This window comes from Ochrobactrum teleogrylli (genome assembly GCF_037482325.1).
GTDB classification, from domain to species: Bacteria; Pseudomonadota; Alphaproteobacteria; order Rhizobiales; family Rhizobiaceae; genus Brucella; species Brucella teleogrylli.
Genome location: NZ_JBBHKQ010000001.1, coordinates 2,404,716 through 2,430,813, shown reverse-complemented (window position 1 = coordinate 2,430,813; position 26,098 = coordinate 2,404,716). Strand labels below are relative to the sequence as shown.

Below are 26,098 nucleotides of genomic sequence, written 5' to 3'. Positions count from 1 at the left end.
TTATTCATACTGTTCGGGAAGATAGGAACCCTCGGCCAGATCTGCAAATCGCGTGAATTCGGACTGGAAGGCGAGCTTGACCGTGCCGGTCGGTCCGTGGCGCTGCTTGGCGATGATGACATCGGCAGTGCCGCGCACTTTTTCAAAATGCTGCTTCCATTCTTCGTATTTCGGGTCGAACTCGTCGCGCGGTTCGAGGTTCTTGACGTAATATTCCTCGCGGAACACGAACAGCACCACGTCGGCGTCCTGCTCGATCGAGCCCGATTCACGAAGATCGGAGAGCTGCGGGCGCTTGTCGTCGCGGCTTTCCACCTGACGCGAGAGCTGGGAAAGCGCGATGATCGGAACGTTCAGTTCCTTGCCGAGCGCCTTCAGGCCGGTGGTGATTTCGGTGATTTCCTGCACGCGGTTCTGTGCCGAGGCCTTGGACGAGCCGGTCATCAGCTGCACGTAGTCGATGACCAGAACATCAAGGCCGCGCTGGCGCTTGAGGCGACGGGCGCGGGCGGCCAGCTGCGCGATGGAAATACCACCGGTCTGGTCGATATAAAGCGGGATTTTCTGCATCACCTGCGAGCAGGCGACCAGCTTTTCGAAATCGGTCTCGGTGATATCACCACGGCGGATTTTCGAGGACGACACTTCCGTCTGCTCGGAAATGATACGGGTGGCGAGCTGTTCCGCCGACATTTCGAGCGAGAAGAAGCCGACTACACCGCCATTCTTGGCTTTCACCGTTCCATCGGCCTGCTGTTCGCCCTCATAGGCATTGGCGATGTTGAAGGCGATATTGGTGGCGAGCGAGGTTTTACCCATGCCCGGACGTCCGGCGAGGATGATCAAGTCGGACGGCTGCAAGCCGCCCATCTTGCCGTCGAGCGTGTGAATGCCGGTGGAGATACCCGACAGGTGGCCATCGCGCATGAAAGCGGCATTGGCCATGTCCACGGCGGTGGTCACGGCGTCCTTGAACGGCAGGAATCCGCCATCGTAACGACCGGTTTCTGCCAGTTCGAACAGGCGGCGCTCGGCGTCCTCGATCTGCTCCTGCGGCGCGTTGTCGACCGGCGCATCATAGGCGAGATTGACCATGTCCTCGCCGATCCCGATTAGCGCGCGGCGGGTCGCCAGATCGTAGATCGCGCGGCCATAATCGGCAGCATTGATGATGGTGACGGCCTCGGTGGCAAGGCGGGTGACATATTGGAAGATCGAAAGATCGCCGACCTTGCCCTCGGGCAGAAAGGTCTTCATCGTAACCGGATTGGCCATCTTACCGACGCGGATCAGATCGGTGGTGATTTCGTAGATACGGCGATGCAGCGGCTCAAAGAAATGGGTCGGCTTCAGGAAGTCCGATATGCGGTAAAAGGCATCGTTGTTGATCAGGATTGCGCCCAGCAATGCCTGTTCCGCTTCGATATTGTGTGGTGCTTCCCGATAGAGTGCGTCCTTCTGATCGTGCACATCCTCGAGTTTGCGTACCGCCGCTTCCGCCATGATTCTTGATCCTGTCCCTGATGCTGCCAGCTAACCGTCATGTGATGCCAAACGCAACGCGGCTTCGGATGATTCCTGCTGGAAGGGATAAGCTATACCATGATTCACACTGATTCACAGTTTGCGCCTGTGCATGAGCGCTATGTTCTTGACGGGCGTTGCCGCGAATAGCAGTGGATATTACTCTGCCTCCCGATCATCAAATTCACCCTGTCCACCGTCGTGCCAGATCCCGATGACAGGTTCTTCATGCAAAGGTTCATTCATGCGGCATCGTCTGATCGCAGCCGGGCTTTCCTGCCTTGCTTATCTCGCTTCGTTTACGGCACCGGCTACGGCTGCCGAGCCGATCAAGGTCAAGGTCTTCATCGCCGCCATGTTCGAAATCGGACAGAATAGCGGTGATCGCGCCGGTGAATTCCAGTGGTGGTATGACCGTTACTGGAAAGACGCAAAGCCCATCGAAGTGAAGGGCGCGCTGAAGCCGGTCTATTGCAACAATGACGGCGTTTGCGGCTCGGTGCTTGGCATGGGCAAGGTCAATTCCTCCTCCAGCTTGCAGGCTATTCTGCTCGATCCGGCCTTCGATTTCTCGAAGAGCTATTATATTCTGTCGGGCGTCGGTGGTACGCCGCCATCGCGCGGCACCATCGGCGATGTCAGTTGGGCGACCTGGCTAGTCGATTACGATCTCGGCCATCGCTGGGCGCCGGAAGAAGGCAAGCCCGGCGAGCCGGTTTTCATGCCGCGCAAGGGTTATGAGGACTACCGGGTCTTCAAGCTGAATCCAGATCTGATCGCCGCCGCGCTTCGCCTCGATTCGAAGGTCGAACTGCTCGATTCGCAGGACGCTCAGAACTATCGCATGCGTTATCCCGACAAGGCGGCACAGGCCAAGCCGTCGCTCAAGACAGGCACGCATATGACCGGCGATACGTTCTTCCACGGGCCCGGCCTGTCGAAAGAGGCGCAATATATCGCGCATCTCTACGGTGCGGACGATTATCTGGTGACGGAAATGGAAGCGGCTGCAATTACGCTGGTCATTAAGCGCCAGTTCGGCACGGATCGTATCGCCAGCCTGCGCGGCTCGGTGAACTTCGATCAGGGCAACCCGAACGAAACCACCTTGCAGCATCTTGATCCAGCGCCGGGCCAGACGGCAGGCGGTTTTGCGGAGACGGTGCAGAACATCTATCTCGTCGGTTCGCCGCTGGTCGATGATATCGTTACCCATTGGGACAAGTGGGAAACCGGAGTGCCGAAGGCCGACTAAAACAAGGATCAGTGCCGAAGGTCGAGTGAAAATGCAAAAGGGGCTGCCGGAGACGGCAGCCCTTTTTGTGAACCGGTGCTCGCCGGATCAGGCGTTCGCGCTTTTCTTGACGGCGCGGGCCTCGCTATTGGCTCCCTTCGGAGCGCTGTCGAGCCGCTTGAGGCGCTTTTCTTCCGCTTCGATATAGTTGCGCGTCAGCGGAACGGATTCCTGCCGGTGCGCGATCTGGATGTGGAACACCATCATGTTCTGCCAGCGGAAGGCGCTTTCCGATGCGGCCAGATAAAACTCCCACATGCGGCAGAAGCGTTCGTCATAAAGCGCCTTGGCCCGTTCGCGATTGGCCATGAAGGCCTCACGCCAGGCTTTCAGCGTTTCCGCATAATGCAGCCGCAGGATTTCGATGTCGGTGACATAGAGCCCGGCCTTTTCGATATGCGGCAGCACTTCCGACAAAGCAGGAATGTAACCGCCCGGGAAGATATATTTGCGGATGAACGGATTGGTCGCGCCCGGTCCATCGGCACGCCCGATGGCATGCAGCATGAACACACCATCCGGCTTCATCAGTCGCGCCACATGCTGGAAATATTCCGCGAAATGGCCGACACCGACATGCTCGAACATGCCGACCGAAACCAGCCGGTCGAACTTGTCTTCGATATTGCGATAGTCGGTCAGCTCGAACTTGGCGCGGTCGGAAAGTCCTTCATCGGCGGCGCGCTGGTTGGCGATGCCGTGCTGTTCTTCCGAAAGGGTCACGCCGGTCACATTGGCCTTGAGATGGCGGGCGAGATAAAGCCCCATGCCGCCCCAGCCGCAGCCGATATCGAGCACCTTGTCGCCTTCCTTCACCAGCATTTTCGCGGCGATATGGCGCTTTTTTGCAAGTTGCGCTTCGGCAAGCGTTGCATTCGGTGTTTCGAAATAGGCGCAGGAATACTGCTTGTCCGGGTCGAGAAACAGGTCGTAAAGCTCGCCCGAAAGGTCGTAGTGACTTTTGATATTGTCGGACGAGCGCGCAATCGTGTTCATCTGCTGGAAGCGGCGGAACAGGATGCGCAGTTTCGCCAGCGCCTTCATCCACGGTTCTGTCGCGGCGGTCGGCCCGGTGTTTTCGAACACGATTTGAAGCAGCGTGTAGATATCGCCGTCCAGAAAGTCGATCTCGCCGTCCATGAAACATTCGGCGAGCTTCAGTTCGGGGTCGAGCGCTACGGCGCGCTCGGCGTGCTTTGTCTTGAAGTGTATATGAACCGGCACCCCGGTCTTGTCGCCATACTGCGAACGCGCACCACTAGAATCGGTGACCGTCAGGTCTCCGGTTTTAATCATATGCGAAAGAACAGTACGCATCATTCCATACATCGGCCCCATCTCCTTTTATGGAGTGAGACAGGCGTAGCATCCATGCGGTTGCATGGCAGGCGGCTTGTGTATCCTCTTCTCGAGCCACACTGTCATCAGATTTTCAGGCAGTTTCCGTAAGGTCTACCGGCCCTGGGAACGCTGTCTTAAGCAACGCGGACGTTTCCGTCTGCACCCTCTCCAATACATTACCATGGAGAAGAATAGGCAGTTTTCCCGTTCTGGAAAGAGAAAATGCCCGGCGGAGGTCGCCGGGCATGATCATTTAAAGTTTACCACCATTGGAACGCCTGCTGACAACGCTGGCTTTTCCGGCGGTAAGTGTAACAATTAAGCCTGGTCTTCAGCTTCTTCGTCTTCGTCGAAGATTTCTTCCGAAAGCGGGGCTTCTTCGATGCCGTAGATGGCTTCGATCGAGGTGAGGTCTTCACCCTTTGCCTGACGTTCAGCTTCTTCGTTCGAACGAGCGATGTTGACGGTCACTTCAACCTGAACTTCCGGATGCAGCGAAATCGAAACTTCGTGCAGGCCGATGGTCTTGATCGGATGGTTCAGTTCAACCTGGTTGCGGTGCAGGGTGAAGCCGTTTGCGGTGATGATGTCGGCGATGTCGCGGGTCGAAACCGAACCGTAGAGCTGACCGGTTTCACCAGCCGAACGCACGACGATAAAGCTCTGGCCATTCAGCTTTTCAGCAACGGCGCTGGCTTCGTTCTTGCGTTCCAGGTTCTGGGCTTCGAGCTGAGCGCGCTGGCCTTCGAACTTCTTCTTGTTGGCTTCGTTGGCACGAAGAGCCTTGCCCTGCGGGAGCAGGAAGTTACGGGCATAGCCGTCCTTGACCTTGACGGTTTCGCCCATCTGGCCGAGGCGGCCAATGCGTTCCAGAAGAATGACTTCCATTGGAGTTTCCTTTCGAGTGTTTAATCCAGGTTATTGTTGTTTGTCATTGCCCGGAATTTTCGAGATCGGCGCGCCACGCGACGTATCGAAAAGTCCGAGAACCATGAAGACGAAAAGCAGAAATGCGAAAAGAATGATCGCAAAATAGGCAAACCACAGCGCCATCGGGCGCCATACCTTGCCGCGTGTGCGCATATGCATGATGGCAAGGCCCGCCATCATGAAGCCTGCGCCGAGCGAGCCGACCACGACGGTTGCCACCAGACCGGCGGCGCCCGACAGGAAAGCGACTGCAAGTGCAACCGCGAAAACGATCAGCGCCGTGCGCGGCATGCGCAGCGTTGCGGGCCAGTCGTCACGCGGACGGCGCAGGCGGCCCGACATGGCAGTCAGGCGCAGCGCCAGATAGAGATTGCCGACCAGAATGGCAAGACACGTGGCGGGCTGGATCGCCGGAAGGGCGAACATCAGCAGCGCCGACATGGTGTTGCGCATTTCATCGCTGGCGGTGAATTGCGGGTCGGCTTCGGCAACGCGGTCGATAACCGCATTGGCAAGCTCGCGCGCCATATCCGGGCCGAAGCCCAGAACAGCGCCGATGATGATGAAGGAAACCGCCACCATCAGGGCAAGGCGGAAAACGATATCCGACAGCGGATACCAGACCATCACGCCTTTCGGTCCGCCCAGTTCTTCGGCGGGGCGCGCAAGGCCGGACAGATATGCACCGATGGCCGCAGGAATATAGCTCGTCAGCGCCATCAGGAGGGCCGCCATCGGAACGGCGAAAACGCCGACCGCTACAGTTGCTACGGCTGCTGCGACAATACCGGCGGTCGAACCCCAGCCGAGTGCTGCAACGAAAATGGGAAGCGGTGTCAGGAAATACAGAACCATCGCCATGCCCGACTGGACAATGACGCCGGACGACATCAGTGCCGAGGCAAGCCCCGCCAATATGCCGACACCAACTATGGTTCCATTGAATTTCATCAGTTTCGCTGTCCTGCCCCGGTCTTGCCGGCTCGTGCAGTTAGAGGCAAATGCCCCAACTTGGGTTTTCAGTACGCTCCGTTGCGCCCATCGCAAGGGAGGAAAGGGTCCGGGAGGCAAACTCTGATGAGATGCCTCCCGAAAAGTCTTACTTCACAACGTAAGGCAGCAGGCCGAGGAAACGGGCGCGCTTGATCGCCTTGGCGAGTTCACGCTGCTTCTTCTGGCTGACAGCCGTAATACGGGAAGGAACGATCTTGCCGCGTTCGGAAATGTAACGCTGCAGAAGCTTGATGTCCTTGTAGTCGATCTTCGGTGCGTTTGCGCCGGAGAACGGGCACGTCTTGCGACGGCGATGGAAAGGACGGCGGGTCGGGATCTGATTGATATCAACCATGATTATGCTCCTTCACCAGCTTCGTTGTCGCGTGGGCGACGTGGGCCGCGATCACCGCGGTCGCCACGATCACCGCGGTCGAAACCACCTTCACGGCGGCGCGGACGGTCATCACCATCACGCTCGCGACGGTCGTCACGGCGGGTCAGCATAGCCGACTGGCCTTCTTCGTGTTCTTCAACGCGAATGGTCATGAAGCGCAGGACGTCTTCATTGATACGCATCTGACGTTCCATTTCAGCAACGGCAGCAGCCGGAGCGTCGATGTTCAGAAGCGTATAATACGCCTTACGGTTCTTGTTGATACGGTAGGTGAGGGGACGCAGACCCCAAGCTTCAACCTTACCGACCTTGCCGCCATTAGCTTCGAGGACACCCTTGTACTGTTCGACGAGAGCGTCGACCTGCTGCTGGGAAATGTCCTGGCGGGCAAGAAGCACATGTTCATAAAGAGCCATTGGCTTTGCCTTTCTTCGTTATATCACGCCGACACCAGCGGCTAAGCCCCTGCGACTTCTCTTTTGCCGGAAACCGGTGAAGAAAGGACGCGTATTTGAGACGGTCGAGAGCGGAGACACGGGAGGCAGAAGCGCTTATGACTTCCAACGTGCTATCCTGCTTTTAACGGCAAGAAGACACGGCCCTCCGTTCAGCCCCCAGCTGGTGCCGAGCAATGAACGGGCGGCTATTACGTGTTTTTCCCCTTGTTTGCAAGCGCGATATCCCCGAAAAACCGACAAAAGCTTGACTTTTCGCCCAAGGCTAAGGCACATCGCGCCAAATTGTGCATTTCATTGCAGGCATGGCGGCGAAAACGGATACCGGTTTCACCTTTATCATATGCATAGAACCAGAACGAGGCATCAATGGCGGTAGCATTTACCTTTCCCGGACAGGGCAGCCAGGCGGTAGGCATGGGCAAAGCCCTGGCCGAACAGTTCGCGGAAGCGCGCGCCGTCTTCGACGAAGTGGACGCAGCGCTTGGCGAAAAGCTGTCCGCCACCATGTTCGAAGGCCCGGAAGACGTTCTGACGCTCACCGCCAATGCCCAGCCCGCACTGATGGCCGTGTCGATGGCCGTCCTGCGCGTCATGGAAGCGCGTGGCTTCTCGCTGAAGGAAAAGGTTTCCTATGTGGCCGGTCATTCGCTGGGCGAATATTCCGCACTTTGCGCTGCCGGCACCTTCTCGCTTGCCGATACGGCGCGCCTCCTGCGCATTCGCGGCAATGCGATGCAGAAGGCTGTTCCGGTTGGCGAAGGCGCGATGGCTGCCATCATCGGTCTGGAGCATGGCGATGTGGAAGCAATCTGCACGGAAGCCAGGGTTTCCGGTTCTGTTCAGATCGCCAATGACAATGGCGGCGGCCAGCTGGTAATTTCCGGCTCCAAGGCTGCGGTCGAACTGGCGGCAAAGCTTGCTTCGGAAAAGGGCGCAAAGCGCGCCATCATGCTGCCGGTTTCCGCACCCTTCCATTCGACTCTGATGGCTCCGGCTGCTGAAGCAATGCGCGAAGCGCTGGCCAGTGTCGAGAAGCACAATCCGGTTGTCCCGCTCATCGCCAATGTGCGCGCCGCGCCGGTGACGGACGCCGGTGAAATCGCCGATCTGCTGGTTGAGCAGGTGACGGGTCAGGTGCGATGGCGCGAGACCGTGGAATGGTTTGCCGCCAATGGCGTGACCTCGCTTTATGAAGTAGGTTCGGGCAAGGTTCTGACCGGTCTGGCGCGCCGCATCTCCAAGGATGTGTCGGGCTCCGCTGTTGGTTCGGCTGAAGAAATCGAAGCAGCGCTTGCTGCTCTAAAAGCTCATTAGCTAAAAGGATCCGATATGTTTGATCTGACTGGCCGCAAGGCTCTCGTAACCGGTGCGACCGGCGGTCTGGGTGAAGCGATTGCTCGCGCTCTCCATACACAGGGCGCTATTGTCGGCCTGCACGGTACGCGCGAAGAAAAGCTGAAGGAACTGGCCGCCGAACTCGGCGATCGTGTTTTCATCTTCCCGGCCAATCTGTCGGACCGCGAAGCCGTCAAGGCGCTCGGCCAGAAGGCGGAAGAAGAGCTGGGCGGCGTCGATATTCTGGTCAACAATGCCGGTATCACCCGTGACGGCCTGTTCGTGCGCATGAGCGATGAAGACTGGGATGCCGTTCTGAATGTCAATCTCACCTCGGTTTTCAACCTGACGCGTGAGCTGACCCATCCGATGATGCGCCGCCGCAATGGCCGCATCATCAACATCACCTCCATCGTCGGCGTGACCGGCAATCCGGGGCAGGCGAATTATTGCGCGTCGAAGGCGGGCCTCATCGGCTTCTCCAAGTCGCTGGCGCAGGAAATCGCAAGCCGCAATGTGACGGTGAACTGCATTGCGCCGGGCTTCATCGAATCGGCCATGACCGACAAGCTGAACGACAAGCAAAAAGAAGCGATCATGGCCAATATTCCCATGAAGCGCATGGGTGTTGGCGCCGATATTGCTGCTGCCGTGGTCTATCTCGCCAGCGATCAGGCCGGCTACGTGACGGGTCAGACGCTGCATATCAATGGCGGCATGGCCATGATTTAAGCCCCTTCACGCCGCCAGTTTATGGTATAAAACACCTTAATACATGGGGCGTGACGGGAAAAGGCGCTTTGCCTTGCTCAAGAAGCATGGTAATGCGCCCATCGAGAGTTGTGGCATTTCGTAGAATTTGCCGCGATCCTGTTCCGAAAGGAATATCCACAGGATGACTGTCCGGGCGGCTTCGCTCGAAACTGGCAGTCATCTTAGAACTTGATTACAATCCTGCATGCCGCTAACCAAGGCAGAGCAACAAACAAACAGGTCGAGGTTCCGACATGAGCGATACCGCAGAGCGCGTCAAGAAAATCGTTGTTGAACATCTGGGCGTAGATGCCGACAAGGTCACGGAAGGCGCAAGCTTCATTGATGATCTCGGCGCAGACAGCCTCGACACCGTCGAGCTGGTCATGGCTTTCGAAGAAGAATTCGGCGTTGAAATTCCTGACGACGCTGCAGAAACGATCCTCACGGTCGGCGACGCTGTGAAGTTCATCGACAAGGCTTCGGCCTAATCAGGACCAGAGCTGAGGGCTGGGCTCTTCGGAACCCGGCCCTGCCTGTATTCTGAGCTCTATTCCGACATTGCCGGATGCTGCGCCTTTTTAATGAAGGTTGCCTCGCATCCGGGAATGGTCGGGAATAAAGCGTGTAGAAAATACAGTGTACAGACATGTCTGTACGGGCCGTTTCGGCATCCAAGTGAATTTGCCGGCATGCCGGTGTCGGATCGTTTCGACAGGCTCTTGCGGCAGACTCCGATTTAACGATTGGAGCATCATCCCTTTTCAAAGTCAGGCCCGGACATTGCATCTGCCGGTGAAAGCCTGCGGGTAGATGCTCGTGACATAACAGTTTTAAGGGGTGGATATGAGGCGTGTCGTCATCACCGGTCTCGGTCTGGTGTCACCGCTTGCAAGCGGTGTGGAAGAGTCCTGGAAGCGGCTTCTGGCTGGCGAAAGCGGGGCTCGCCGCATCACGGAATTCGAGGTTGACGATCTGGCCTGCCAGATTGCCTGCCGCATTCCGGTTGGCGACGGCACCAACGGCACGTTCAATGCCGATCTCCACATGGAGCCCAAGGAGCAGCGCAAGGTCGATCCGTTCATCGTCTATGCCGTCGGCGCGGCCGATCAGGCACTGGATGACGCGAACTGGCATCCCGAAAGCGACGAAGATCAGGTGCGCACCGGCGTTCTGATCGGTTCCGGCATTGGCGGCATCGAAGGCATAGTCGAAGCAGGCTACACGCTGCGCGACAAGGGCCCGCGCCGCATTTCCCCGTTCTTCATTCCCGGCCGTCTGATCAACCTGGCTTCCGGCCATGTGTCGATCAAGCACAATTTGCGCGGCCCGAACCATTCGGTCGTCACCGCTTGCGCAACAGGCACGCACGCCATTGGCGATGCAGCCCGCCTGATCGCTTTCGGCGACGCCGAGGTGATGGTTGCCGGTGGCACGGAATCGCCGGTCAGCCGCATTTCGCTGGCGGGCTTTGCCGCCTGCAAGGCGCTGTCCACCAAGCGCAACGACGATCCGACCGCCGCATCGCGTCCCTATGACGATGACCGTGACGGCTTCGTCATGGGCGAAGGTGCAGGCGTTGTGGTTCTGGAGGAACTCGAACACGCGCTGGCGCGTGGCGCGAAGATCTATGCCGAAGTGATCGGCTACGGCCTTTCGGGCGATGCCTACCATATCACGGCTCCGACCGAGAGCGGCGAAGGTGCGGAGCGCTGCATGGTTGCGGCTCTCAAGCGCGCTGAAATCACGCCGGACCAGATCGACTACATCAACGCCCATGGCACATCGACCATGGCCGATACGATCGAACTGGGCGCTGTGGAGCGCGTGGTCGGCGATGCGGCTTCGAAGATTTCCATGTCCTCGACCAAGTCGTCCATCGGCCATCTTCTGGGTGCTGCCGGTGCTGCCGAAGCGATTTTCTCGACGCTGGCCATTCGCGACAATATCGCACCTGCGACGCTCAATCTCGACAATCCGGCTGTCTCGACAAAGATCGATCTGGTGCCGCACAAGGCACGCGAACGCAAGATCGACGTGGCTCTTTCGAACTCCTTCGGATTCGGCGGAACCAACGCTTCGCTGGTGTTGCGTCGCTATTCCTGACCGGCATTTCTGGCCGGACAGACCAAATCTGATAGGAATAAATAAAAACGCGGGGATTTCTCCGCGTTTTTGTCAAAATATAACCGGATGCGATATTTAAAATCGCTAATAGTGGTTAGGGTGAGCACGCTCGAATTGACGGAAGGCTTCGGCCTGAGCGGATTTGGGCATCAAGTGCGGAGAGCCGCTCGGGACAGGTCGTTGACGCCTCTTGGCGGCAAGGCCGGTCAAGGCTACAGGACCGAGGTGACGGAGTGAATTCAGAGGTACAGCCCGGGGCACAACCCGGAACCAACTCTGCTGAAGAGCAAGCCAAGGCTGGCAAGCCGGAGACGCCAACGGAAGCGCCGGCGGAAACGGCTGCGGCCACAAAGCCGTTTGTTCCCAAATCTGCGTCGGAAGCTCTGCGTCCTGAACCCGGCACGCCGCCGCCGCGCAAGCGTTCGCGCCATGCGCGCAGCCAGATCGTCGTCTTCATGAATTTCATGCTGTCGCTGGTCGTGCTCGCTTTGCTGGGCGCGTCGGCGCTGTTTTATTTCGGCAAGATGCAATTTGACGGGCAGGGCCCGCTGGCAAGCGAGACGACTTTCGTGGTCAAGCGCGGCGCGGGCATTTCCGAAGTCGCCAACAGCCTCGAAGCCCGCGATATCGTCAGCGATGGACGTATTTTCCGTTTCGGCATGCGCGCCTATGGTCACGAAAACGACCTCAAGGCCGGTGAATATGCCATTCCAGCGGGTGCAACCATGCGCGACGTGATGAATATTCTCATCAGCGGCAAGTCGATCATGTATCCGCTGACGGTGCCGGAAGGGCTGACGGTCAAGCAGATTTTCGATCGTATTTCGTCTGATCCGATTCTGGTCGGCGATATGCCGAAAGACATGCCGCCGGAAGGTTCGCTCTTCACCGACACGTTGCATTTCACGCGTGGCACCACGCGGACCGAAATCATCGACCGCATGATCGCTTCGCAAAAGAAGCTGGTTGACGATATCTGGGCGAAGCGCGGCCCCGACCTGCCGGTCAAGGACCGCAATGAATTCGTGACGCTCGCTTCCATCGTCGAGAAGGAAACGGGTATCGCGTCGGAGCGTCCGCATGTCGCTTCGGTTTTCGTCAATCGTCTGAACAAGGGCATGCGGCTGCAATCGGACCCGACGATCATCTATGGCTTGTTCGGTGGTGCGGGCAAACCGTCCGACCGTCCGATCTTCAAGTCGGATATCGAAAAGCCGACGCCCTACAACACCTATGTCATCAACGGATTGCCACCGGCGCCGATTGCCAATCCGGGCAAGGCGGCACTGGAAGCGGTCGCCAATCCACTTGCGACCGAGGATTTGTATTTCGTTGCCGATGGCACCGGCGGGCATGTCTTCTCGAAGACCTTGCAGGAACACAATGCCAATGTCCGCAAGTGGCGCAATGTCGAACAGCAGAACAGCGCCGGTGGCGCTGCTGGCAGCCAGAAGGTTGCGCAGTGACCTGACTGCCAGACATATCTGTGTGTGATTCGACAGAGCCGGTTGCTGAAAAGCGCCGGCTCTGTATGTCTAAAGGAATGCAGCATTCCGCGTATTGGAGTGCATGATTGAGTTTCGGTGCACGGGCGGCGAACTATCGCTTCCGGGCTCAGGTTGAGGGGAAGGGACGCATGGCGCTCCAGAGCATGACCGGATTTGCGCGCTATGCCGCGCAGCATGACGGCGCCAATGGCGAAGCGCGTATCGTTTGGGAAGTGCGCTCGGTCAATGGCAAGGGGCTTGATCTGCGCCTGCGTCTGCCGCAGGGGCTGGAAGCGGCCGAGCATCCGGTGCGTTCCATGCTGGCGCGTCATTTTTCCCGCGGCAATTTTCAGGCGAGCCTGAGTGTCGAACGGACCGACGAGCAGGCCAATTTCGTCATCAACCACGCCATGCTGGCCGAGGTGCTGAAACTCGGTGCCGAATTGCAGGAAAAGCACGGTCTGGCGCCTGCCAGCGTCGATGGTGTGCTGTCGCTGCGCGGTATGATCGATCAGGCGCAGGTTTCGGAAGACGACGATGCCCGGGCGGTACTGGAAGCAGCCGTCGTGGCAGCCTTTGAAGGCGCGCTGAAGGCCATTGCCGAAGCGCGGACGCAGGAAGGCAAGGCGCTGTTCACGATCCTGTCCGGCCATGTCGATACGATTGGCCGTCTTACCGAAGCAGCGCGTCAGGACCCGTCACGAAGCACGGATGCCATCAAGGCGCGGCTTGCCACCGAGGTTGCGCTGCTGCTCGACGGCCCGCGTGAACTGGATGAGGCCCGGCTTTATCAGGAAGCGGCCTTCCTTGCGACCAAGGCGGATATTCAGGAAGAGCTGGACCGGCTCGACACCCATGTCGCCTCCGCACATAAATTGCTCGCCGATGGCGGGCCGGTCGGGCGCAAGCTCGATTTTCTTTCACAGGAATTTAATCGTGAAGCGAATACACTGTGTTCCAAATCGAACGCGGCGTCGATCACGGCCATCGGGCTGGAACTGAAAGCGGTCGTCGATCAGTTTCGCGAACAAGTACAGAATCTGGAGTAAGAGTAACATGGCCATCACTTCAGTTGAACATGGCGTCGCACGCAGAGGCTTGATGGTGGTGATCTCGTCGCCATCGGGCGCCGGAAAATCCACGATTGCCCGGCTGTTGCTGGAAGACAAGAAGATGGACCTCTCGCTGTCGATCAGCGTGACGACGCGCCAGCGCCGTCCAAGCGAGATCGAAGGGGTGCATTATCACTTCAAGACCATTCGCGAGTTCGAGCGCCTGCGCGACAATGACGAGCTGATCGAATGGGCGGAAGTGCACGGCAATTTCTACGGCACCTTGCGCGAAACCGCCGAGATTGCACTGGCCGACGGACAGGACATGCTGTTCGACATCGACTGGCAGGGCGCGGACCAGCTTCAGGCCAAGATGCCCGCCGATGTGGTGTCGATCTTCATCCTGCCGCCGACGATGCGCGAATTGCAGCAGCGCCTCAATCGCCGCGCGGAAGACACGCCGGAAGTGATCGAAACGCGCTTGCAGAATGCCCGTTTTGAAATCCAGAAATGGGTGAAATACGACTATATCGTCATCAATGAAGACCTCGACCGCTCCTTTGCGGCGATCAAGTCGATCATTGAGGCCGAGCGCCTGCGTCGCGACCGCCGCCCCGGCCTGTTCGATTTCGTGACCGGCCTGCTCGAAGAAGAGCCGGGCATCTGAGCATCGCAATCACAATAAAACCGCCCTTGAGGCGGTTTTATTTTATCTGATCATTGGGCAAGTCCGGCTATGGCGTCCAGACGGGCCTTGTGTTCGGGGCTGATCGCCAAGGCGGCTGCGGCGATATTCTGGCGCAGGTGGGTTCTGCGTGACGTGCCGGGGATCAGCAGGATATTCGGGCTGCGTTGCAAGAGCCAGGCCAGCGCCACGCTTTGCGGCGTCGCGCCCATTTCTTCCGCGACCCGGTTCAGTTCCTCCGTTTGTAACGGTGTAAAACCGCCCAGCGGAAAGAAGGGAACATAGGGGATGCCGTCTTCGGCAAGACCGTCGATCATCACGTCATCGGTCCGGTTCACCAGATTATAGAGGTTCTGCACGCAGACAATCGGCGCGATGTCGCGCGCTGTCTGGAGCTGCGCTGCGTCGATATTGCTGATGCCGATATGGGCGAGCAACCCTTCATCCTGCATTTGCCGCATGGCTTTCATGGGCGCGACAATATCATCGTCCGGTCCACCCATCCGCAGATTGACGATGGCGATCTGGTCGAGGCCAAGGCGTTCGAGATTGTCTTCGACAGACTGGCGCAGAAAATCCGCATCGCGCTGCAAGACCCAGCCGCCCTTGTCGTCGCGTCGTGCGCCGATCTTGGTCACCAGCGTCAGCTGGTCGGGGTAGGGATAGAGCGCCTCGCGAATGAGGCGGTTGGTCACATAAGGACCGTAGAAGTCGCTGGTGTCGATATGGTCGATGCCGAGCGTCAGCGCTTCGCGCAGCACGGCGCGGGCTTCATCGGGATCACGCGGTTCTCCAAACGCATGCGATCCGGCAAGCTGCATAGCGCCATAACCCATCCTGTTGACGGAAATCGCGGTGCCGGGGAAGGTGAAGCGTCCGGCAGCGGCTGCCGGGGCGTCTTTGTTGTCCGTTACAGGGGCCGTGGCCGAATGATCACTCATCTGAATTCTCCTTTTTCGGAACTGTGACTGATCGCCCTTGGATTGATAACCGGGCCTGAAGCGGATAGCTTGTTCGATATGGCGAACAATAGTCAGATACTCCCCCTTGATGATGTGTCGGTCTTTTTAGCGGTCGCCCGTTCCGGCGGTTTTCGCAATGCGGCGCGGTGGCTCGGTGTGTCGGCATCCATGGTCAGCGAGACGGTCTCGCGGCTTGAGGCGCGACTGGGCGTGCCATTGTTGATCCGCACCACGCGCAGCGTTCACCTGACCGAAGCGGGCAGCGCCCTTGTGGAACGGCTTGGCCCGGTGATGGCCGAAGCGCGCGCTGCCCTTGATGAAGCCGCCAGTTCGCAAAACGCGGTGCGGGGCAGGCTGAAGCTGAATGTGCCGGGCGCAGTCATGTATGACATTCTGCCGCCGCTGATCGACGGTTTTCTTGCCCAGCATCCAGACGTCCAGATTGAAGTCATGGTGGATGACCGGTTCATCGATTTCACCGCCGCTGGCTGTGATGCGGGCATCCGCTATGGCGAGCATCTGGCGCAGGATATGATCGCGGTGCCCATTGGGCCGCGTCGGCAATGGGGCGCGCTGATGGCGGCGCCCGGCTATATCGAGAGGCGGGGCATGCCACAGCATCCGGGCGATGTGCTGGAGCATGATTGCATCCGCATGCGGTTTGTCAGCGGGGCGCTGACCGAATGGGAGTTCGAAAAGGACGGCGAGACCGTCACTGTCGATCCGCCGGGGCGGCTGATCATCGGCACGACGGGTGTTTGGGGCGCTTTCAATCTGGCAGTGGCGGGACATGGCCTGATCTACAGTTTCCGCAACTGGCTGGAACCCTTTCGCGAGCGCGGCGAACTGGTGCCGGTGCTGTCCGACTGGTGGCCAGCCTTTGACGGGCCGCATCTCTATTTTTCCAGCCGGTTCACGCCAAAGCCATTGCGCGCCTTCATCGATTATGTGCGGGCCTTGCCGGGAGAATAGTCCTTATCGCGTCCGCATGTCGCGAGGCGGGGCGCCATATGCGCGGCGATAATCGCGGCTGAACTGCGTCGGGCTTTCATAGCCGACAGCAAAAGCAACCGATGAAACCGGCACGGCGGTTTCGCTCAACGGGCGGCGCGCTTCCAGAAGCCGCAACGCCTTTTGATATTGCAGCGGCGTGGTGGCCATGACGGATTTGAAATGCTCGTGAAAGCTGGAAGGGCTCATTCCGGCAATATCCGCCAGCTCTTCCGTGCGGATCGGATTGTTCCAGTGCTGCTTGATATGGGTGATTGCTTTAGCGATGCGGCTTGCCGGGCTGCCCGGCTGGGCCAGCTGACGCAACATCGCGCCGTTGCGGGTCAGAAGCACGCGGAAATGCAGTTCCTTGCGGATCATCGGCTCAAGAACGCGGCGTTCCAGCGGCTTGTCGCGCAGATCGAGCAAACGCGTCATGGCATCGGTCACGCCTGCATCCGCCCTGCCGGTGGCCACGGCTTCGCTACGCGCCGCCGCGATCATCTCCGGCTCAATCTCGCCCTGAAGGGCGCGCAAAATCTCCAGATCGATCCGGCAAGCAAGGGCTATATAGGGATTATCGGGGCTGGCTTCGACAATGCGCGCACCTGTGATCAATTCGTGCGAGACGATCGCCGTCATGCCCGCATCGAAACGAACGGCCCGTTCGCCATGCAGGATTTCTTTGGCGCCCTGGAGGACCAGGCAAATCATCGGCTGATACATATCGGGCCGAATGGCCGATATGGCCGGGGAGCAGACCACGGTTACGCCGTCGATGCCGGTCGGCGCAGGATAAGGCCCCACCCCAGTTTCGCGGGCAATTTCGATGCAGCGGGCTGCGAGATTTAAAGCGTGTTCGGACATGGGAAAAGCATAGCAAGCCTTTGTTTTCCGTGACACAGAAATCGGAGCCTTCGGAGAAATGGGCATGTTTCATGGAGAATGTGGCAGGCCGAACGAACGGGAAAGCGGCAATATAGAAACCAGAATTCGTTGAGCGAAAGGAAACTGACATGACGATTGCACTCATCACAGGCGGTAGCCGGGGCCTTGGCCGCAGCGCAGCGCTGCATCTGGCCAGACAGGGCGTCGGCATCGTCCTGACCTATCAGAGCAACGCGAAGGCGGCGGACGAGGCGGTTTCTGAAATTGCAGCCGAGGGCGGCACCGCCATTGCCCTGCCGCTCGACACGGGGAAGGTGGCAAGTTTTGCTGCTTTTGCTGAAAAGTTGCAGCAGGCGCTTCAGGAAAAATGGGGCCGCACAACCTTCGACTATTTGGTGAATAATGCCGGTCATGGCGTTCACAAGCCATTTGCCGAAACCACGGAAGAAGATTTCGACGGTCTGGTGAATGTGCATCTGAAAGGCGTCTTCTTCCTGACGCAGTCCCTGCTGCCGCTGATCGAGGATGGCGGCAAGATTTTGAATGTCTCGACCGGTCTCGCGCGTTTCGCGCTGCCGGGCTATTCGGCCTATGCCACCATGAAGGGCGGCATTGAGGTTCTGACCCGCTATCTCGCCCGCGAACTTGGCCCGCGCGGCATTGCGGTGAACGCGATTGCGCCGGGCGCCATCGAAACGGATTTCGGCGGTGGCGTGGTGCGCGACATGCCGGAAGTCAACAAGATGGTGGCGAACTCCACTGCCATGGGTCGCGTGGGACGTCCGGATGATATTGGCGGTGCAGTAGCGGCCATTCTGTCGGGCGGCACGGGCTGGATCACCGGCCAGCGCATCGAAGTGTCCGGCGGTCAGAATATCTGACGATCTAGTTTAGCCTTATCGAAATGCGGCTGGTGTCATGCACCAGCCGTCTGAAGGCTTCCAGAAAAGGCTTGCCTCCGAGCGTGCGCAATTTGCTCAGCGCTTCTGTGTTTTTAAACACAAGCTGGCATTCGCCAGGCCAACCTGGCCCTTGCCATTGCACCGCATCCCAGAAAGAATCGAGCGTATAGCCGAAGGATTGCACATCCTGCGCCGGGACCGCGGCAAGGTAGCGTCGCCAGAGTTCGTCTGGCGTTGTCACGCCTGCGCAGTCGATTTCGTAAACGGGCACCATCAACCGAGCAGGATCAAAAGTCCGTCCACCATGCCCAATAGCAGGATGAGCGCGCCCATCGTGATCGCCGTGATGATGAGCATGCGCTTTTGCCGGTTGCGCTTGTCGGGCTGCTTCCCTGTCCAGTCATATGAAGAACCAGGCATATGCATCTCCAGATCGGCCTATATTTTCTATAAGCCTTCAGAGAGCTTTATAAACGCCTTCTGTGCGGTTTATCAAATGCGCCGCGTTTCTGGCTAAACGACGGTCCTCAGACCGCCGTACCGCCGACGGTGACCTGATCCATACGCAGATGCGGCTGGCCGACGCCAACGGGAACCCACTGGCCGCCCTTGCCGCAATTGCCGCTGCCGGTATCGAGCTTCATGTCGTTGCCGATCATCGAAATGCGCTGCATGGCATCCGGGCCGTTGCCGATCAGCATGGCGCCCTTGATTGGCGCGGCAATCTTGCCGTCCTCGATCATATAGGCTTCCGTGCAGCCGAACACGAACTTGCCGGAGGTGATGTCCACCTGTCCGCCGCCGAACGAAACAGCATAGATGCCTTTCTTCATGGAGGCGATGATCTCTTCCGGTGTCTTGTCGCCCGACAGCATATAGGTGTTGGTCATGCGGGGCATCGGCGCATGGGCATAGGATTCACGGCGTCCGTTGCCGGTCGCCTCCATGCCCATCAGGCGGGCGTTCTGCCGGTCCTGCATGTAATTGACCAGCTTGCCGTCGTCGATCAGCACCGTGCGATTGGTCGGCGTGCCTTCATCGTCGATGGTCAGCGAACCGCGACGCTCGGCAATCGTTCCGTCATCCACGACGGTCACGCCCCTGGATGCCACCTGCTGGCCGAGCAGTCCGGCAAAGGCTGAGGTCTTCTTGCGGTTGAAGTCGCCTTCAAGGCCGTGACCAACCGCTTCATGCAGCATGACGCCCGGCCAGCCATTGGCGAGAACAATGTCGAACGTGCCTGCCGGGGCGGGGATCGCTTCCAGATTGACCAGCGCCTGCCGCAGAGCTTCGTCGGCTGTGTGCTGCCAGCTTTCAACAGTGATAAATTCGCCAAAACCCTTGCGCCCGCCCAGCGTATGCGAGCCGGATTCCTGACGGTCGCCGCTGCCTGCCACGACCGAAACGGTGAGCCGCACCATGGGGCGGATATCGCGCACGAAATGGCCGTCGGCGCGCAGGATTTCAACCTGCTGCCATGAACCGGCCAGCGAGACGGAAACCTGACGAACTTTCGGGTCCTTGGCGCGCAGATAGCCATCGATCTGCTGCAAAAGCTGCACTTTCGCATCAAAGGTCGGCGAGCCGATGGGGTTTTCGTCGGTATAGAGATGGCGATTGGTGCCCGCCGGTGCAGCGGCATAGGAACCGCCATAGCCCTTAATGGTGGCGGAAACCGCATCGGAGGCGCGCTTCAGCGCGGCCATCGAAAGGTCGCCCGCATGGGCATAGCCGATGGCTTCACCGGCAACCGAGCGCAGGCCAAAACCCTGATCCTGATTGAAGGAACCGGTCTTGAGACGGCCATTGTCGAAAACGAGCGCTTCAGCTTCGCGATATTCGATGAAGAGTTCGCCGTCGTCGCTGCCCTTGAGGCTTGCGGCGACGAGGCGTTCGATATCGTCACGTCCGGTATCGAAACTGTCGATCAGGCTTTTCATAAAAACAAATCCTGCAGCATGGGTCTGCTGCAGGATGTAAGCCTTAAAACGGTTGAGAACAACCACGCGATGAAGAACTGTTGAGATTCTGGTGATGGTGAGGCGAAAACCGTTGCCCGCAAGAACCAGAGCGGAATGTACTTAAGGGTACATGAGCACCGGAAGCGCAGCGGGATGCGGTTTGCAGCCCGCCAGCGCCGGAATATCGATAGTTCTTAGGGCAGGGCGTCGAAGCCTTCACCAAACCCCTTCAAATCCACGGGAATGCCGACGCCTTCTTCCGGTGTCTGGAAGACGATGAAGGTTGCGGCCTTGCCGGAACGCAGCGTCTTCAACAGCTCGTCTTCGAGAATAACTTCCGCATAGCAGCCGTCTTCGAAGCAGCGCACGAAATAGGCGCGGCCAATATCCTTGCCGTCGACGTTGAGGCCGAGGCCGTTAGGCAGCAGAACGCCGAGCGGGGCCAGCACGCGCAGAATGCGCGCCTTGTTATCGGCGGTCTTCAGAACCACGACCGAAAGGCCGAGTTCCGGACGCTTGGCGGCAACCACATTCTGGATTAGCGCGCATTGCTCGGTCTTGGCGCCAGCGGGCGTATCGCAAAGCACAGCCCAAGCGCCGTGCTGCGACTTCAGCTTGCCGCTTTGCTGCGGGTTGGACGGGGCCGCCTGCGACTGCGCAGCCGGGGCCTGATCCGGTGTCTGCAACGGCGCGGGCGTATTCTGCGCGGCGGACGGCAGGGTTGCGGCTGCGAGCGACAGGCTGACGCCAGCGGCAAGAGCCATCAGGCGCTGAAGAATCGGGCGGTTGGCAAGCATGCGGACAGTCATGAAATCTCCAGATCGAATCCCTGATCGAATCAGTGGGACGTTAACGCGCAGCATCAGCCATGAAAAGCAATCAGAGACGCGATTATCAGTCATCGTCAATCATAGCTATCATTGCAACGGTGATATCGCCTGTTGGATCGATTGTCACGTAGCACGTGCGGCGAAACCTCTTTTCAAATCATGGCTTCATTATGAGATTTACAGGTTTTTCCCAAGTTTTTGCCGGTTTAAGGACGCGCAGGCATAAGGCTAGAAATCCGGGCGGAATTGGGAGTGGTTCCGTCGGCGGGCAAAAGCTGCGCGCAAAAATGCCGCACAGGAACATATTCGCCTTCCTTGCGGTGTGCGTTAAGGTGTGATTTGAACGCCGACGGGGGATGCGGCCGTCATTTGCGTCCGGCGTCCAGCCTGAAAGGGCGAAAAGGGAGAGAGTTCTGGTGGATAAGATTGTTGCCACAACGAAGGGCGCCGTCGTTGGTGCTCTTGCAGTGCTGTGGATGACCGGTGCCGCTTTTGCGGATCAGCCGCGTCCATGGGAATGGAGATTTCAGGACGCTGCAACGGGTATTGCCGAGCAGATTCATTGGTTTGAGCGCTATACGCTCTGGTTCATTATTCCGGTTACGTTGCTGGTTCTGGCGTTGCTGGTTATCGTCGTGCTTCGCTTCCGGGCGAGCGTCAATCCGGAACCATCGAAGACCAGCCACAATACGATGATCGAAGTGATCTGGACCGTCGGTCCCGTGATCATTCTTCTGTTCCTGGCTGTGCCGTCGTTCCAGCTTCTGACCGCGCAATATTCGCCGGAAGACCCGTCCCTGACGGTCAAGGCAACCGGCTACCAGTGGTATTGGGGCTATGAATATCAGGTCGACAATCCGGTCAGCTTTGACGCCCTTCTTCTGAAGGATGCAGATCGCGCCGCCGCGGGCAAAGAGGATAAGTCCCGCTATCCGCGCCTTCTGGCCGTCGACAATGAAGTGGTTGTTCCGGTCGGTGAAACCGTTCGCCTTCTGGTAACCGCCGCCGACGTGATCCATTCCTGGACCATTCCCGCCTTCGGCGTGAAGATGGATGCCGTTCCCGGCCGTATCAACGAAGCCTGGTTCAAGGCTGACAAGGAAGGCCTCTATTACGGTCAGTGCTCGGAGCTTTGCGGCAAGGATCATGGCTTCATGCCAATCGCCGTGCGCGTTGTCTCGAAAGAGCAGTACCAGACATGGCTCGCCGCTGCGGGCTCGGATCTGAACGGCGCGAACAAGGCGCTGCAGGCTGCCGTCGAAGGTGGCGCAAACAATAAAGTGGCTGCGGCGGGTCTCTGATCCCGAACGCCAAACTGTTGAAAAACGGGAGCGAATTCCATGGCTGGCACAGCAGCTCACGAGGGTGCCCATGACGACCACAAGCCACACGGCTGGGTTCGTTGGGTTTACTCGACCAATCATAAAGACATCGGTACGCTGTACCTGATCTTCGCAATCATCGCCGGTATCATCGGCGGCGCGCTGTCCATCGCGATGCGCGCCGAACTGCAGGAACCGGGCATTCAGATTTTCCATGGCCTTGCGTCCATGGTCTACGGTGTCGAGGGCGATGCCGCACTTGATGCCGGCAAGCAGATGTTCAACGTGTTCACCTCGGCGCACGCGCTGGTCATGATCTTCTTCATGGTCATGCCTGCGCTGATCGGTGGTTTCGCCAACTGGATGGTGCCGCTGATGATCGGCGCGCCGGACATGGCGTTCCCGCGCATGAACAATATTTCGTTCTGGCTTCTGCCGCCTGCGCTGATGCTGCTGATGATCTCGCTGTTCATGCCTTCGGCACCGGGCGGCTGGGGTCCTGGCGGCGGCTGGACACTGTATCCGCCACTTTCGACGAGCGGTCAGCCGGGTCCGGCAATCGATTTCGCCATTCTGGCGCTGCACATTTCGGGTGCATCGTCGATCCTCGGTGCAATCAACTTCATCACCACGATCCTGAACATGCGCGCGCCGGGCATGACGCTGCACAAGATGCCGCTCTTCGCGTGGGCTGTTCTGGTCACGGCATTCCTGCTTCTGCTTTCGCTGCCGGTTCTGGCAGGCGGCATCACCATGCTGCTGACCGACCGTAACTTCGGCACGACCTTCTTCGCGCCGGATGGCGGTGGTGACCCGATCCTCTACCAGCATCTGTTCTGGTTCTTCGGTCACCCGGAAGTGTACATTCTGATTCTGCCGGGATTTGGCATCGTCAGCCACATCGTCTCGACCTTCTCGCGCAAGCCGATCTTCGGTTATCTCGGCATGGCCTACGCCATGGTCGCCATCGGTGTCGTCGGCTTCGTGGTATGGGCGCACCATATGTACACGGTCGGCCTGTCCCTCGACACCCAGCGCTATTTCGTGTTCGCCACGATGGTCATCGCGGTTCCCACAGGCATCAAGATCTTCTCATGGATCGCGACCATGTGGGGTGGTTCGATCACCTTCCGCGCGCCGATGCTGTGGGCAATCGGCTTCATCTTCCTGTTCACGGTCGGTGGTGTGACGGGCGTTCAGCTCGCCAATGCCGGTCTGGACCGTGCACTGCACGACACCTATTACGTGGTGGCACACTTCCACTACGTTCTGTCGCTGGGCGCTGTCTTTGCGATCTTCGCGGGCTGGTACTACTGGTTCCCGAAGATGAGCGGCTACATGTATAACGAGTTCACCGCGAAGCTGCATTTCTGGGTCACCTTCATCGGTGTGAACCTGATCTTCTTCCCGCAGCATTTCCTCGGTCTCGCTGGCATGCCGCGCCGTTACATCGACTATCCGGATGCCTATGCAGGCTGGAACATGGTGTCGTCCTACGGCTCCTATATTTCGGGCTTTGCCGTGCTGATCTTCCTCTACAATGTCTTCGAGGCATTCGCGAAGAAGCGTGAAGCGGGTGCAAACCCATGGGGCGAAGGCGCAACCACGCTGGAATGGCAGCTTCCTTCACCGCCGCCGTACCACCAGTGGGAACAGCTGCCGCGCATCAAGTAATCGCGCGAAGGGCATGAGCATTTCCAGCAAAAGTGCGAAGCGGTTTTGCTTAGGATAATGCGATGGGTAGGGGGAGGTCTGTAAAAGGCTTCGCCCTTTCCAACAAATTGTGCTAAAGGCGGGCGACATTCTGTTCCGCCCATCGCGTTATGACCGTACTGGCAGGTTTGGCCTGCCGACAATTGCACGGCATTTCCGGCAGGAACGGATGTTCTCCGGGAGGGACAAGTTGTGTTGGTTGTCGAACTGTATCGAACAAGATGCGGTGGTCGGACCGGTGAATTTGAGGTTGTTGAAGTCTAATGTCGCTGGTGGAAAAAAACGTAAGCGCTTCAGGTCCGAATGACGCAGTCGCGTTCTCGGAAGCAACGGCGCGGGACTATCTGGTTCTGCTGAAGCCGCGCGTGATGTCGCTTGTGGTGTTCACGGGGCTGGTCGGGCTTGTCCTTGCTCCGGGCACGATGAACCCGGTTCTGGCTGCCATCAGCATTCTCTGCATCGCGGTTGGTGCGGGCGCATCCGGCGCGCTGAACATGTGGTACGACGCCGATATCGACGCGGTGATGAAGCGCACCCGCAACCGCCCGATTCCCGCTGGTGTGATTGCACCCAATCAGGTTCTGGCTTTTGGCCTCACGCTGTCGGTCTTTTCGGTGCTGACGCTGGGCCTGATGGTCAATTGGCTGTCGGCAGCGCTTCTGGCCTTCACAATCTTCTTCTATGCCGTCATCTACACGATGTGGCTCAAGCGCTCGACGCCGCAGAATATCGTCATTGGCGGTGCTGCGGGCGCGTTCCCGCCGATGATCGGTTGGGCTGCGGCAACGGGTGAAATCACCTGGGACAGCGTCGTGCTGTTCATGATCATTTTCCTCTGGACACCGCCGCATTTCTGGGCGCTGTCGCTGTTTTCGACCAATGATTACGAAGCCGCGCGCATTCCGATGATGCCGAATGTGAGGGGCGAGCTTTCGACCCGCCGTCAGGCGATGTTCTATACGCTGCTCATGGCGCCGGTCGGCGTGCTGCCATGGGTGATGGGCTTTGCAGGCCCGGTCTACGGCGCCGTCTCGGTGCTGCTGGGCGGAGCCTTCATCTATTATGCCTGGCGCATGTGGATGGCCGCATCGCAGCCGGAAATGCTGGTTGCCGCGCGCAAGCTGTTTCGCTTTTCGCTGGTGTATCTGTCCGGCCTGTTCGCGGTTATGCTGGTCGAGGCACTGACGTTGAAGGCGCTTCACGCCTTTGGAGTGTTGTAATGGATAAAACGGCAGAAAATCCGGTTCATGAGAAGCTGGAACTGGTCGTGCCGACCGAGCAGCAGAAGAAAGCCCAGCGCAACCGGTCCTGGGGACTGGCAATTGCCTTGGCGCTGTTCGTGCTGCTCGTCTATGTCGGCACGATAGCAAAACTGGGTGCCAATATTCTGGTGCGGCCGCTCTGACAAACAGTTCGGGTTAGGTTGTTTCGGGAGGGAAACTGGGAGGAGACCATGGCAGATCAGCAGAACAAAGACGATAAGCTCAAGCGGCAGCAGCGTTCCAACCGGACCATTGCGATTGCCTGCGTGTCTTTCTTCGTCTGCATGATCGGTGCGGCCTATGCGTCCGTCCCGCTTTACACGCTGTTCTGTCAGGTCACGGGCTATGGCGGCACGACGCAGCGCGTTGAGCAATATTCCGATACGATTCTCGACAAGACCATCAAGGTGCGTTTCGACGCCAATACGGCTAATGGCCTGCCTTGGGATTTCAAGCCGGTGCAGCGCGAAGTGACGGTGCGTATCGGCGAAACCACCATGATCAAATATGAAGCGCGCAACCTGTTCGATGAAGCGACCTTTGGTCGTGCGAGCTTCAATGTCTCGCCGGGCCGGGCAGGCGCCTATTTCAACAAGGTCCAGTGCTTCTGCTTCACGGATACCACGCTGAAGCCGGGCGAAGACATGGAAATGCCGGTGGTTTTCTTCGTCGATCCGGAGATCGTCAACGATCCCGATCTGAAGGATGTGAAGACCATCACACTTTCCTACACATTTTTCCCGATCGACAAGCCGAAGCCGGTTGCCGATGCAAAGGCAGCAACGAAGCCGGATGATGCGGCGAGCAATGGGGGATAACGGGACGCGAGTTCCGGGGCGGCACATAATGCCGCAAAGACAAATGCGAAGACTGGTTTTATTGTCGGAATCGA

General features: G+C 58.6%; 27 protein-coding genes. 15 read left to right on the top strand and 12 right to left on the bottom strand.

From position 1 onward, the window contains the following. Nucleotides 1-1,503 (bottom strand): replicative DNA helicase, encoded by a 1,503-nt coding sequence (locus WIX40_RS11420; protein WP_339439938.1) that lies wholly within the window; start codon nucleotides 1,501-1,503, stop codon nucleotides 1-3. Between the two features lie 265 nt (nucleotides 1,504-1,768). Here WIX40_RS11420 and WIX40_RS11415 point away from each other — a divergent pair, with 265 nt between their 5' ends. Then, on the top strand, nucleotides 1,769-2,779 hold the full coding sequence (locus tag WIX40_RS11415; protein ID WP_339439937.1) for a purine-nucleoside phosphorylase: 1,011 nt from the start codon (nucleotides 1,769-1,771) through the stop codon (nucleotides 2,777-2,779). Nucleotides 2,780-2,866: 87 nt separating this feature from the next. On the opposite strand, the gene WIX40_RS11410 is transcribed toward WIX40_RS11415, so the two are convergent. From WIX40_RS11410 to rpsF, 5 genes are all read right to left on the bottom strand, one after another. Continuing rightward, complete coding sequence (locus WIX40_RS11410; RefSeq protein WP_109368475.1) at nucleotides 2,867-4,147, bottom strand: cyclopropane fatty acid synthase; 1,281 nt, start codon at nucleotides 4,145-4,147, stop codon at nucleotides 2,867-2,869. A 330-nt stretch (nucleotides 4,148-4,477) separates the two neighbouring features. Continuing rightward, nucleotides 4,478-5,047, bottom strand: a complete 570-nt coding sequence (gene rplI, locus WIX40_RS11405; protein WP_109368476.1) for a 50S ribosomal protein L9 — start codon at nucleotides 5,045-5,047, stop codon at nucleotides 4,478-4,480. Between the two features lie 30 nt (nucleotides 5,048-5,077). Continuing rightward, nucleotides 5,078-6,040, bottom strand: coding sequence for a DUF2232 domain-containing protein (locus WIX40_RS11400; RefSeq protein WP_339439936.1), 963 nt, complete (start codon nucleotides 6,038-6,040; stop codon nucleotides 5,078-5,080). A 148-nt stretch (nucleotides 6,041-6,188) separates the two neighbouring features. After that, nucleotides 6,189-6,437 (bottom strand): 30S ribosomal protein S18, encoded by a 249-nt coding sequence (gene rpsR, locus WIX40_RS11395; protein ID WP_006466219.1) that lies wholly within the window; start codon nucleotides 6,435-6,437, stop codon nucleotides 6,189-6,191. 2 nt (nucleotides 6,438-6,439) lie between these two features. Beyond that, nucleotides 6,440-6,895, bottom strand: a complete 456-nt coding sequence (gene rpsF, locus WIX40_RS11390; RefSeq protein ID WP_121537353.1) for a 30S ribosomal protein S6 — start codon at nucleotides 6,893-6,895, stop codon at nucleotides 6,440-6,442. Between the two features lie 408 nt (nucleotides 6,896-7,303). Here rpsF and fabD point away from each other — a divergent pair, with 408 nt between their 5' ends. From fabD to gmk, 7 genes are all read left to right on the top strand, one after another. Further along, entirely contained in the window at nucleotides 7,304-8,251 is a 948-nt protein-coding gene (gene fabD, locus WIX40_RS11385) for an ACP S-malonyltransferase (RefSeq protein WP_339439935.1), read from the top strand. A gap of 15 nt (nucleotides 8,252-8,266) precedes the next feature. Further along, nucleotides 8,267-9,004, top strand: coding sequence for a 3-oxoacyl-[acyl-carrier-protein] reductase (gene fabG, locus WIX40_RS11380; protein ID WP_339439934.1), 738 nt, complete (start codon nucleotides 8,267-8,269; stop codon nucleotides 9,002-9,004). Between the two features lie 275 nt (nucleotides 9,005-9,279). Continuing rightward, entirely contained in the window at nucleotides 9,280-9,516 is a 237-nt protein-coding gene (locus WIX40_RS11375) for an acyl carrier protein (RefSeq protein ID WP_002963616.1), read from the top strand. A 355-nt stretch (nucleotides 9,517-9,871) separates the two neighbouring features. Then, on the top strand, nucleotides 9,872-11,131 hold the full coding sequence (fabF, locus tag WIX40_RS11370; RefSeq protein WP_109368481.1) for a beta-ketoacyl-ACP synthase II: 1,260 nt from the start codon (nucleotides 9,872-9,874) through the stop codon (nucleotides 11,129-11,131). A gap of 254 nt (nucleotides 11,132-11,385) precedes the next feature. Continuing rightward, nucleotides 11,386-12,618, top strand: a complete 1,233-nt coding sequence (mltG, locus tag WIX40_RS11365; protein WP_109368482.1) for an endolytic transglycosylase MltG — start codon at nucleotides 11,386-11,388, stop codon at nucleotides 12,616-12,618. A 170-nt stretch (nucleotides 12,619-12,788) separates the two neighbouring features. Continuing rightward, nucleotides 12,789-13,688 carry a YicC/YloC family endoribonuclease gene (locus WIX40_RS11360; protein WP_339441010.1) on the top strand — a complete coding sequence of 300 codons (900 nt, stop codon included), beginning with the start codon at nucleotides 12,789-12,791 and terminating at the stop codon, nucleotides 13,686-13,688. 7 nt (nucleotides 13,689-13,695) lie between these two features. Continuing rightward, nucleotides 13,696-14,358 carry a guanylate kinase gene (gene gmk / locus WIX40_RS11355; protein ID WP_339439933.1) on the top strand — a complete coding sequence of 221 codons (663 nt, stop codon included), beginning with the start codon at nucleotides 13,696-13,698 and terminating at the stop codon, nucleotides 14,356-14,358. A gap of 50 nt (nucleotides 14,359-14,408) precedes the next feature. On the opposite strand, the gene WIX40_RS11350 is transcribed toward gmk, so the two are convergent. Continuing rightward, the gene (locus WIX40_RS11350; protein WP_109368485.1) at nucleotides 14,409-15,317 is read right to left on the bottom strand and encodes an oxidoreductase; all 909 of its coding nucleotides are present in this window, start codon (nucleotides 15,315-15,317) and stop codon (nucleotides 14,409-14,411) included. 78 nt (nucleotides 15,318-15,395) lie between these two features. Here WIX40_RS11350 and WIX40_RS11345 point away from each other — a divergent pair, with 78 nt between their 5' ends. Next, on the top strand, nucleotides 15,396-16,310 hold the full coding sequence (locus WIX40_RS11345) for a LysR family transcriptional regulator (RefSeq protein WP_339439932.1): 915 nt from the start codon (nucleotides 15,396-15,398) through the stop codon (nucleotides 16,308-16,310). Between the two features lie 3 nt (nucleotides 16,311-16,313). On the opposite strand, the gene WIX40_RS11340 is transcribed toward WIX40_RS11345, so the two are convergent. Then, nucleotides 16,314-17,195 carry an AraC family transcriptional regulator gene (locus tag WIX40_RS11340; RefSeq protein ID WP_339439931.1) on the bottom strand — a complete coding sequence of 294 codons (882 nt, stop codon included), beginning with the start codon at nucleotides 17,193-17,195 and terminating at the stop codon, nucleotides 16,314-16,316. A gap of 149 nt (nucleotides 17,196-17,344) precedes the next feature. On the opposite strand from WIX40_RS11340, the gene WIX40_RS11335 reads away from it, so the two are divergent. Further along, the gene (locus WIX40_RS11335; RefSeq protein ID WP_339439930.1) at nucleotides 17,345-18,097 is read left to right on the top strand and encodes an SDR family NAD(P)-dependent oxidoreductase; all 753 of its coding nucleotides are present in this window, start codon (nucleotides 17,345-17,347) and stop codon (nucleotides 18,095-18,097) included. A gap of 4 nt (nucleotides 18,098-18,101) precedes the next feature. On the opposite strand, the gene WIX40_RS11330 is transcribed toward WIX40_RS11335, so the two are convergent. The 4 genes from WIX40_RS11330 to WIX40_RS11315 form a co-directional block, all read right to left on the bottom strand. Continuing rightward, nucleotides 18,102-18,392: a barstar family protein gene (locus WIX40_RS11330; protein ID WP_339441008.1), complete on the bottom strand. Its 291-nt coding sequence runs from the start codon at nucleotides 18,390-18,392 to the stop codon at nucleotides 18,102-18,104. Next, a complete protein-coding gene (locus tag WIX40_RS11325) occupies nucleotides 18,392-18,538 on the bottom strand; it encodes a hypothetical protein (RefSeq protein WP_167836051.1) in 147 nt (48 codons plus the stop codon). Before WIX40_RS11325 ends, WIX40_RS11330 begins: the two co-directional genes overlap by 1 nt. 107 nt (nucleotides 18,539-18,645) lie before the next feature. Further along, a complete protein-coding gene (gene tldD / locus WIX40_RS11320) occupies nucleotides 18,646-20,058 on the bottom strand; it encodes a metalloprotease TldD (protein ID WP_339439929.1) in 1,413 nt (470 codons plus the stop codon). Nucleotides 20,059-20,273: 215 nt separating this feature from the next. Beyond that, nucleotides 20,274-20,888: an invasion associated locus B family protein gene (locus WIX40_RS11315; protein WP_109368489.1), complete on the bottom strand. Its 615-nt coding sequence runs from the start codon at nucleotides 20,886-20,888 to the stop codon at nucleotides 20,274-20,276. Nucleotides 20,889-21,325: 437 nt separating this feature from the next. Here WIX40_RS11315 and coxB point away from each other — a divergent pair, with 437 nt between their 5' ends. The 5 genes from coxB (at nucleotide 21,326) to WIX40_RS11290 (ending at nucleotide 26,024) form a co-directional block, all read left to right on the top strand. Beyond that, nucleotides 21,326-22,210 carry a cytochrome c oxidase subunit II gene (coxB, locus tag WIX40_RS11310; protein WP_109368490.1) on the top strand — a complete coding sequence of 295 codons (885 nt, stop codon included), beginning with the start codon at nucleotides 21,326-21,328 and terminating at the stop codon, nucleotides 22,208-22,210. Nucleotides 22,211-22,249: 39 nt separating this feature from the next. Then, on the top strand, nucleotides 22,250-23,905 hold the full coding sequence (gene ctaD, locus WIX40_RS11305; protein ID WP_109368491.1) for a cytochrome c oxidase subunit I: 1,656 nt from the start codon (nucleotides 22,250-22,252) through the stop codon (nucleotides 23,903-23,905). A gap of 302 nt (nucleotides 23,906-24,207) precedes the next feature. Beyond that, nucleotides 24,208-25,164, top strand: a complete 957-nt coding sequence (locus WIX40_RS11300) for a heme o synthase (protein ID WP_124915210.1) — start codon at nucleotides 24,208-24,210, stop codon at nucleotides 25,162-25,164. Further along, on the top strand, nucleotides 25,164-25,349 hold the full coding sequence (locus WIX40_RS11295; protein ID WP_109368493.1) for a cytochrome c oxidase system small membrane protein: 186 nt from the start codon (nucleotides 25,164-25,166) through the stop codon (nucleotides 25,347-25,349). The genes WIX40_RS11300 and WIX40_RS11295 overlap by 1 nt, the downstream gene beginning before the upstream one ends. Nucleotides 25,350-25,397: 48 nt before the next feature. Beyond that, nucleotides 25,398-26,024 carry a cytochrome c oxidase assembly protein gene (locus WIX40_RS11290; protein ID WP_109368494.1) on the top strand — a complete coding sequence of 209 codons (627 nt, stop codon included), beginning with the start codon at nucleotides 25,398-25,400 and terminating at the stop codon, nucleotides 26,022-26,024. The last annotated feature ends 74 nt before the right edge of the window (nucleotides 26,025-26,098 follow it).

Excerpts from the sequence above, each read along its gene's own strand:
- WIX40_RS11420 (WP_339439938.1), bottom strand. The coding sequence starts at position 1,503 with ATGGCGGAAGCGGCGGTACGCAAACTCGAGGATGTGCACGATCAGAAG.
- WIX40_RS11415 (WP_339439937.1), top strand. The coding sequence starts at position 1,769 with ATGCGGCATCGTCTGATCGCAGCCGGGCTTTCCTGCCTTGCTTATCTC.
- WIX40_RS11410 (WP_109368475.1), bottom strand. The coding sequence starts at position 4,147 with ATGTATGGAATGATGCGTACTGTTCTTTCGCATATGATTAAAACCGGA.
- rplI (WP_109368476.1), bottom strand. The coding sequence starts at position 5,047 with ATGGAAGTCATTCTTCTGGAACGCATTGGCCGCCTCGGCCAGATGGGC.
- WIX40_RS11400 (WP_339439936.1), bottom strand. The coding sequence starts at position 6,040 with ATGAAATTCAATGGAACCATAGTTGGTGTCGGCATATTGGCGGGGCTT.
- rpsR (WP_006466219.1), bottom strand. The coding sequence starts at position 6,437 with ATGGTTGATATCAATCAGATCCCGACCCGCCGTCCTTTCCATCGCCGT.
- rpsF (WP_121537353.1), bottom strand. The coding sequence starts at position 6,895 with ATGGCTCTTTATGAACATGTGCTTCTTGCCCGCCAGGACATTTCCCAG.
- fabD (WP_339439935.1), top strand. The coding sequence starts at position 7,304 with ATGGCGGTAGCATTTACCTTTCCCGGACAGGGCAGCCAGGCGGTAGGC.
- fabG (WP_339439934.1), top strand. The coding sequence starts at position 8,267 with ATGTTTGATCTGACTGGCCGCAAGGCTCTCGTAACCGGTGCGACCGGC.
- WIX40_RS11375 (WP_002963616.1), top strand. The coding sequence starts at position 9,280 with ATGAGCGATACCGCAGAGCGCGTCAAGAAAATCGTTGTTGAACATCTG.
- fabF (WP_109368481.1), top strand. The coding sequence starts at position 9,872 with ATGAGGCGTGTCGTCATCACCGGTCTCGGTCTGGTGTCACCGCTTGCA.
- WIX40_RS11360 (WP_339441010.1), top strand. The coding sequence starts at position 12,789 with ATGGCGCTCCAGAGCATGACCGGATTTGCGCGCTATGCCGCGCAGCAT.
- gmk (WP_339439933.1), top strand. The coding sequence starts at position 13,696 with ATGGCCATCACTTCAGTTGAACATGGCGTCGCACGCAGAGGCTTGATG.
- WIX40_RS11350 (WP_109368485.1), bottom strand. The coding sequence starts at position 15,317 with ATGAGTGATCATTCGGCCACGGCCCCTGTAACGGACAACAAAGACGCC.
- WIX40_RS11345 (WP_339439932.1), top strand. The coding sequence starts at position 15,396 with ATGGCGAACAATAGTCAGATACTCCCCCTTGATGATGTGTCGGTCTTT.
- WIX40_RS11340 (WP_339439931.1), bottom strand. The coding sequence starts at position 17,195 with ATGTCCGAACACGCTTTAAATCTCGCAGCCCGCTGCATCGAAATTGCC.
- WIX40_RS11335 (WP_339439930.1), top strand. The coding sequence starts at position 17,345 with ATGACGATTGCACTCATCACAGGCGGTAGCCGGGGCCTTGGCCGCAGC.
- WIX40_RS11330 (WP_339441008.1), bottom strand. The coding sequence starts at position 18,392 with ATGGTGCCCGTTTACGAAATCGACTGCGCAGGCGTGACAACGCCAGAC.
- WIX40_RS11325 (WP_167836051.1), bottom strand. The coding sequence starts at position 18,538 with ATGCCTGGTTCTTCATATGACTGGACAGGGAAGCAGCCCGACAAGCGC.
- tldD (WP_339439929.1), bottom strand. The coding sequence starts at position 20,058 with ATGAAAAGCCTGATCGACAGTTTCGATACCGGACGTGACGATATCGAA.
- WIX40_RS11315 (WP_109368489.1), bottom strand. The coding sequence starts at position 20,888 with ATGACTGTCCGCATGCTTGCCAACCGCCCGATTCTTCAGCGCCTGATG.
- ctaD (WP_109368491.1), top strand. The coding sequence starts at position 22,250 with ATGGCTGGCACAGCAGCTCACGAGGGTGCCCATGACGACCACAAGCCA.
- WIX40_RS11300 (WP_124915210.1), top strand. The coding sequence starts at position 24,208 with ATGTCGCTGGTGGAAAAAAACGTAAGCGCTTCAGGTCCGAATGACGCA.
- WIX40_RS11295 (WP_109368493.1), top strand. The coding sequence starts at position 25,164 with ATGGATAAAACGGCAGAAAATCCGGTTCATGAGAAGCTGGAACTGGTC.
- WIX40_RS11290 (WP_109368494.1), top strand. The coding sequence starts at position 25,398 with ATGGCAGATCAGCAGAACAAAGACGATAAGCTCAAGCGGCAGCAGCGT.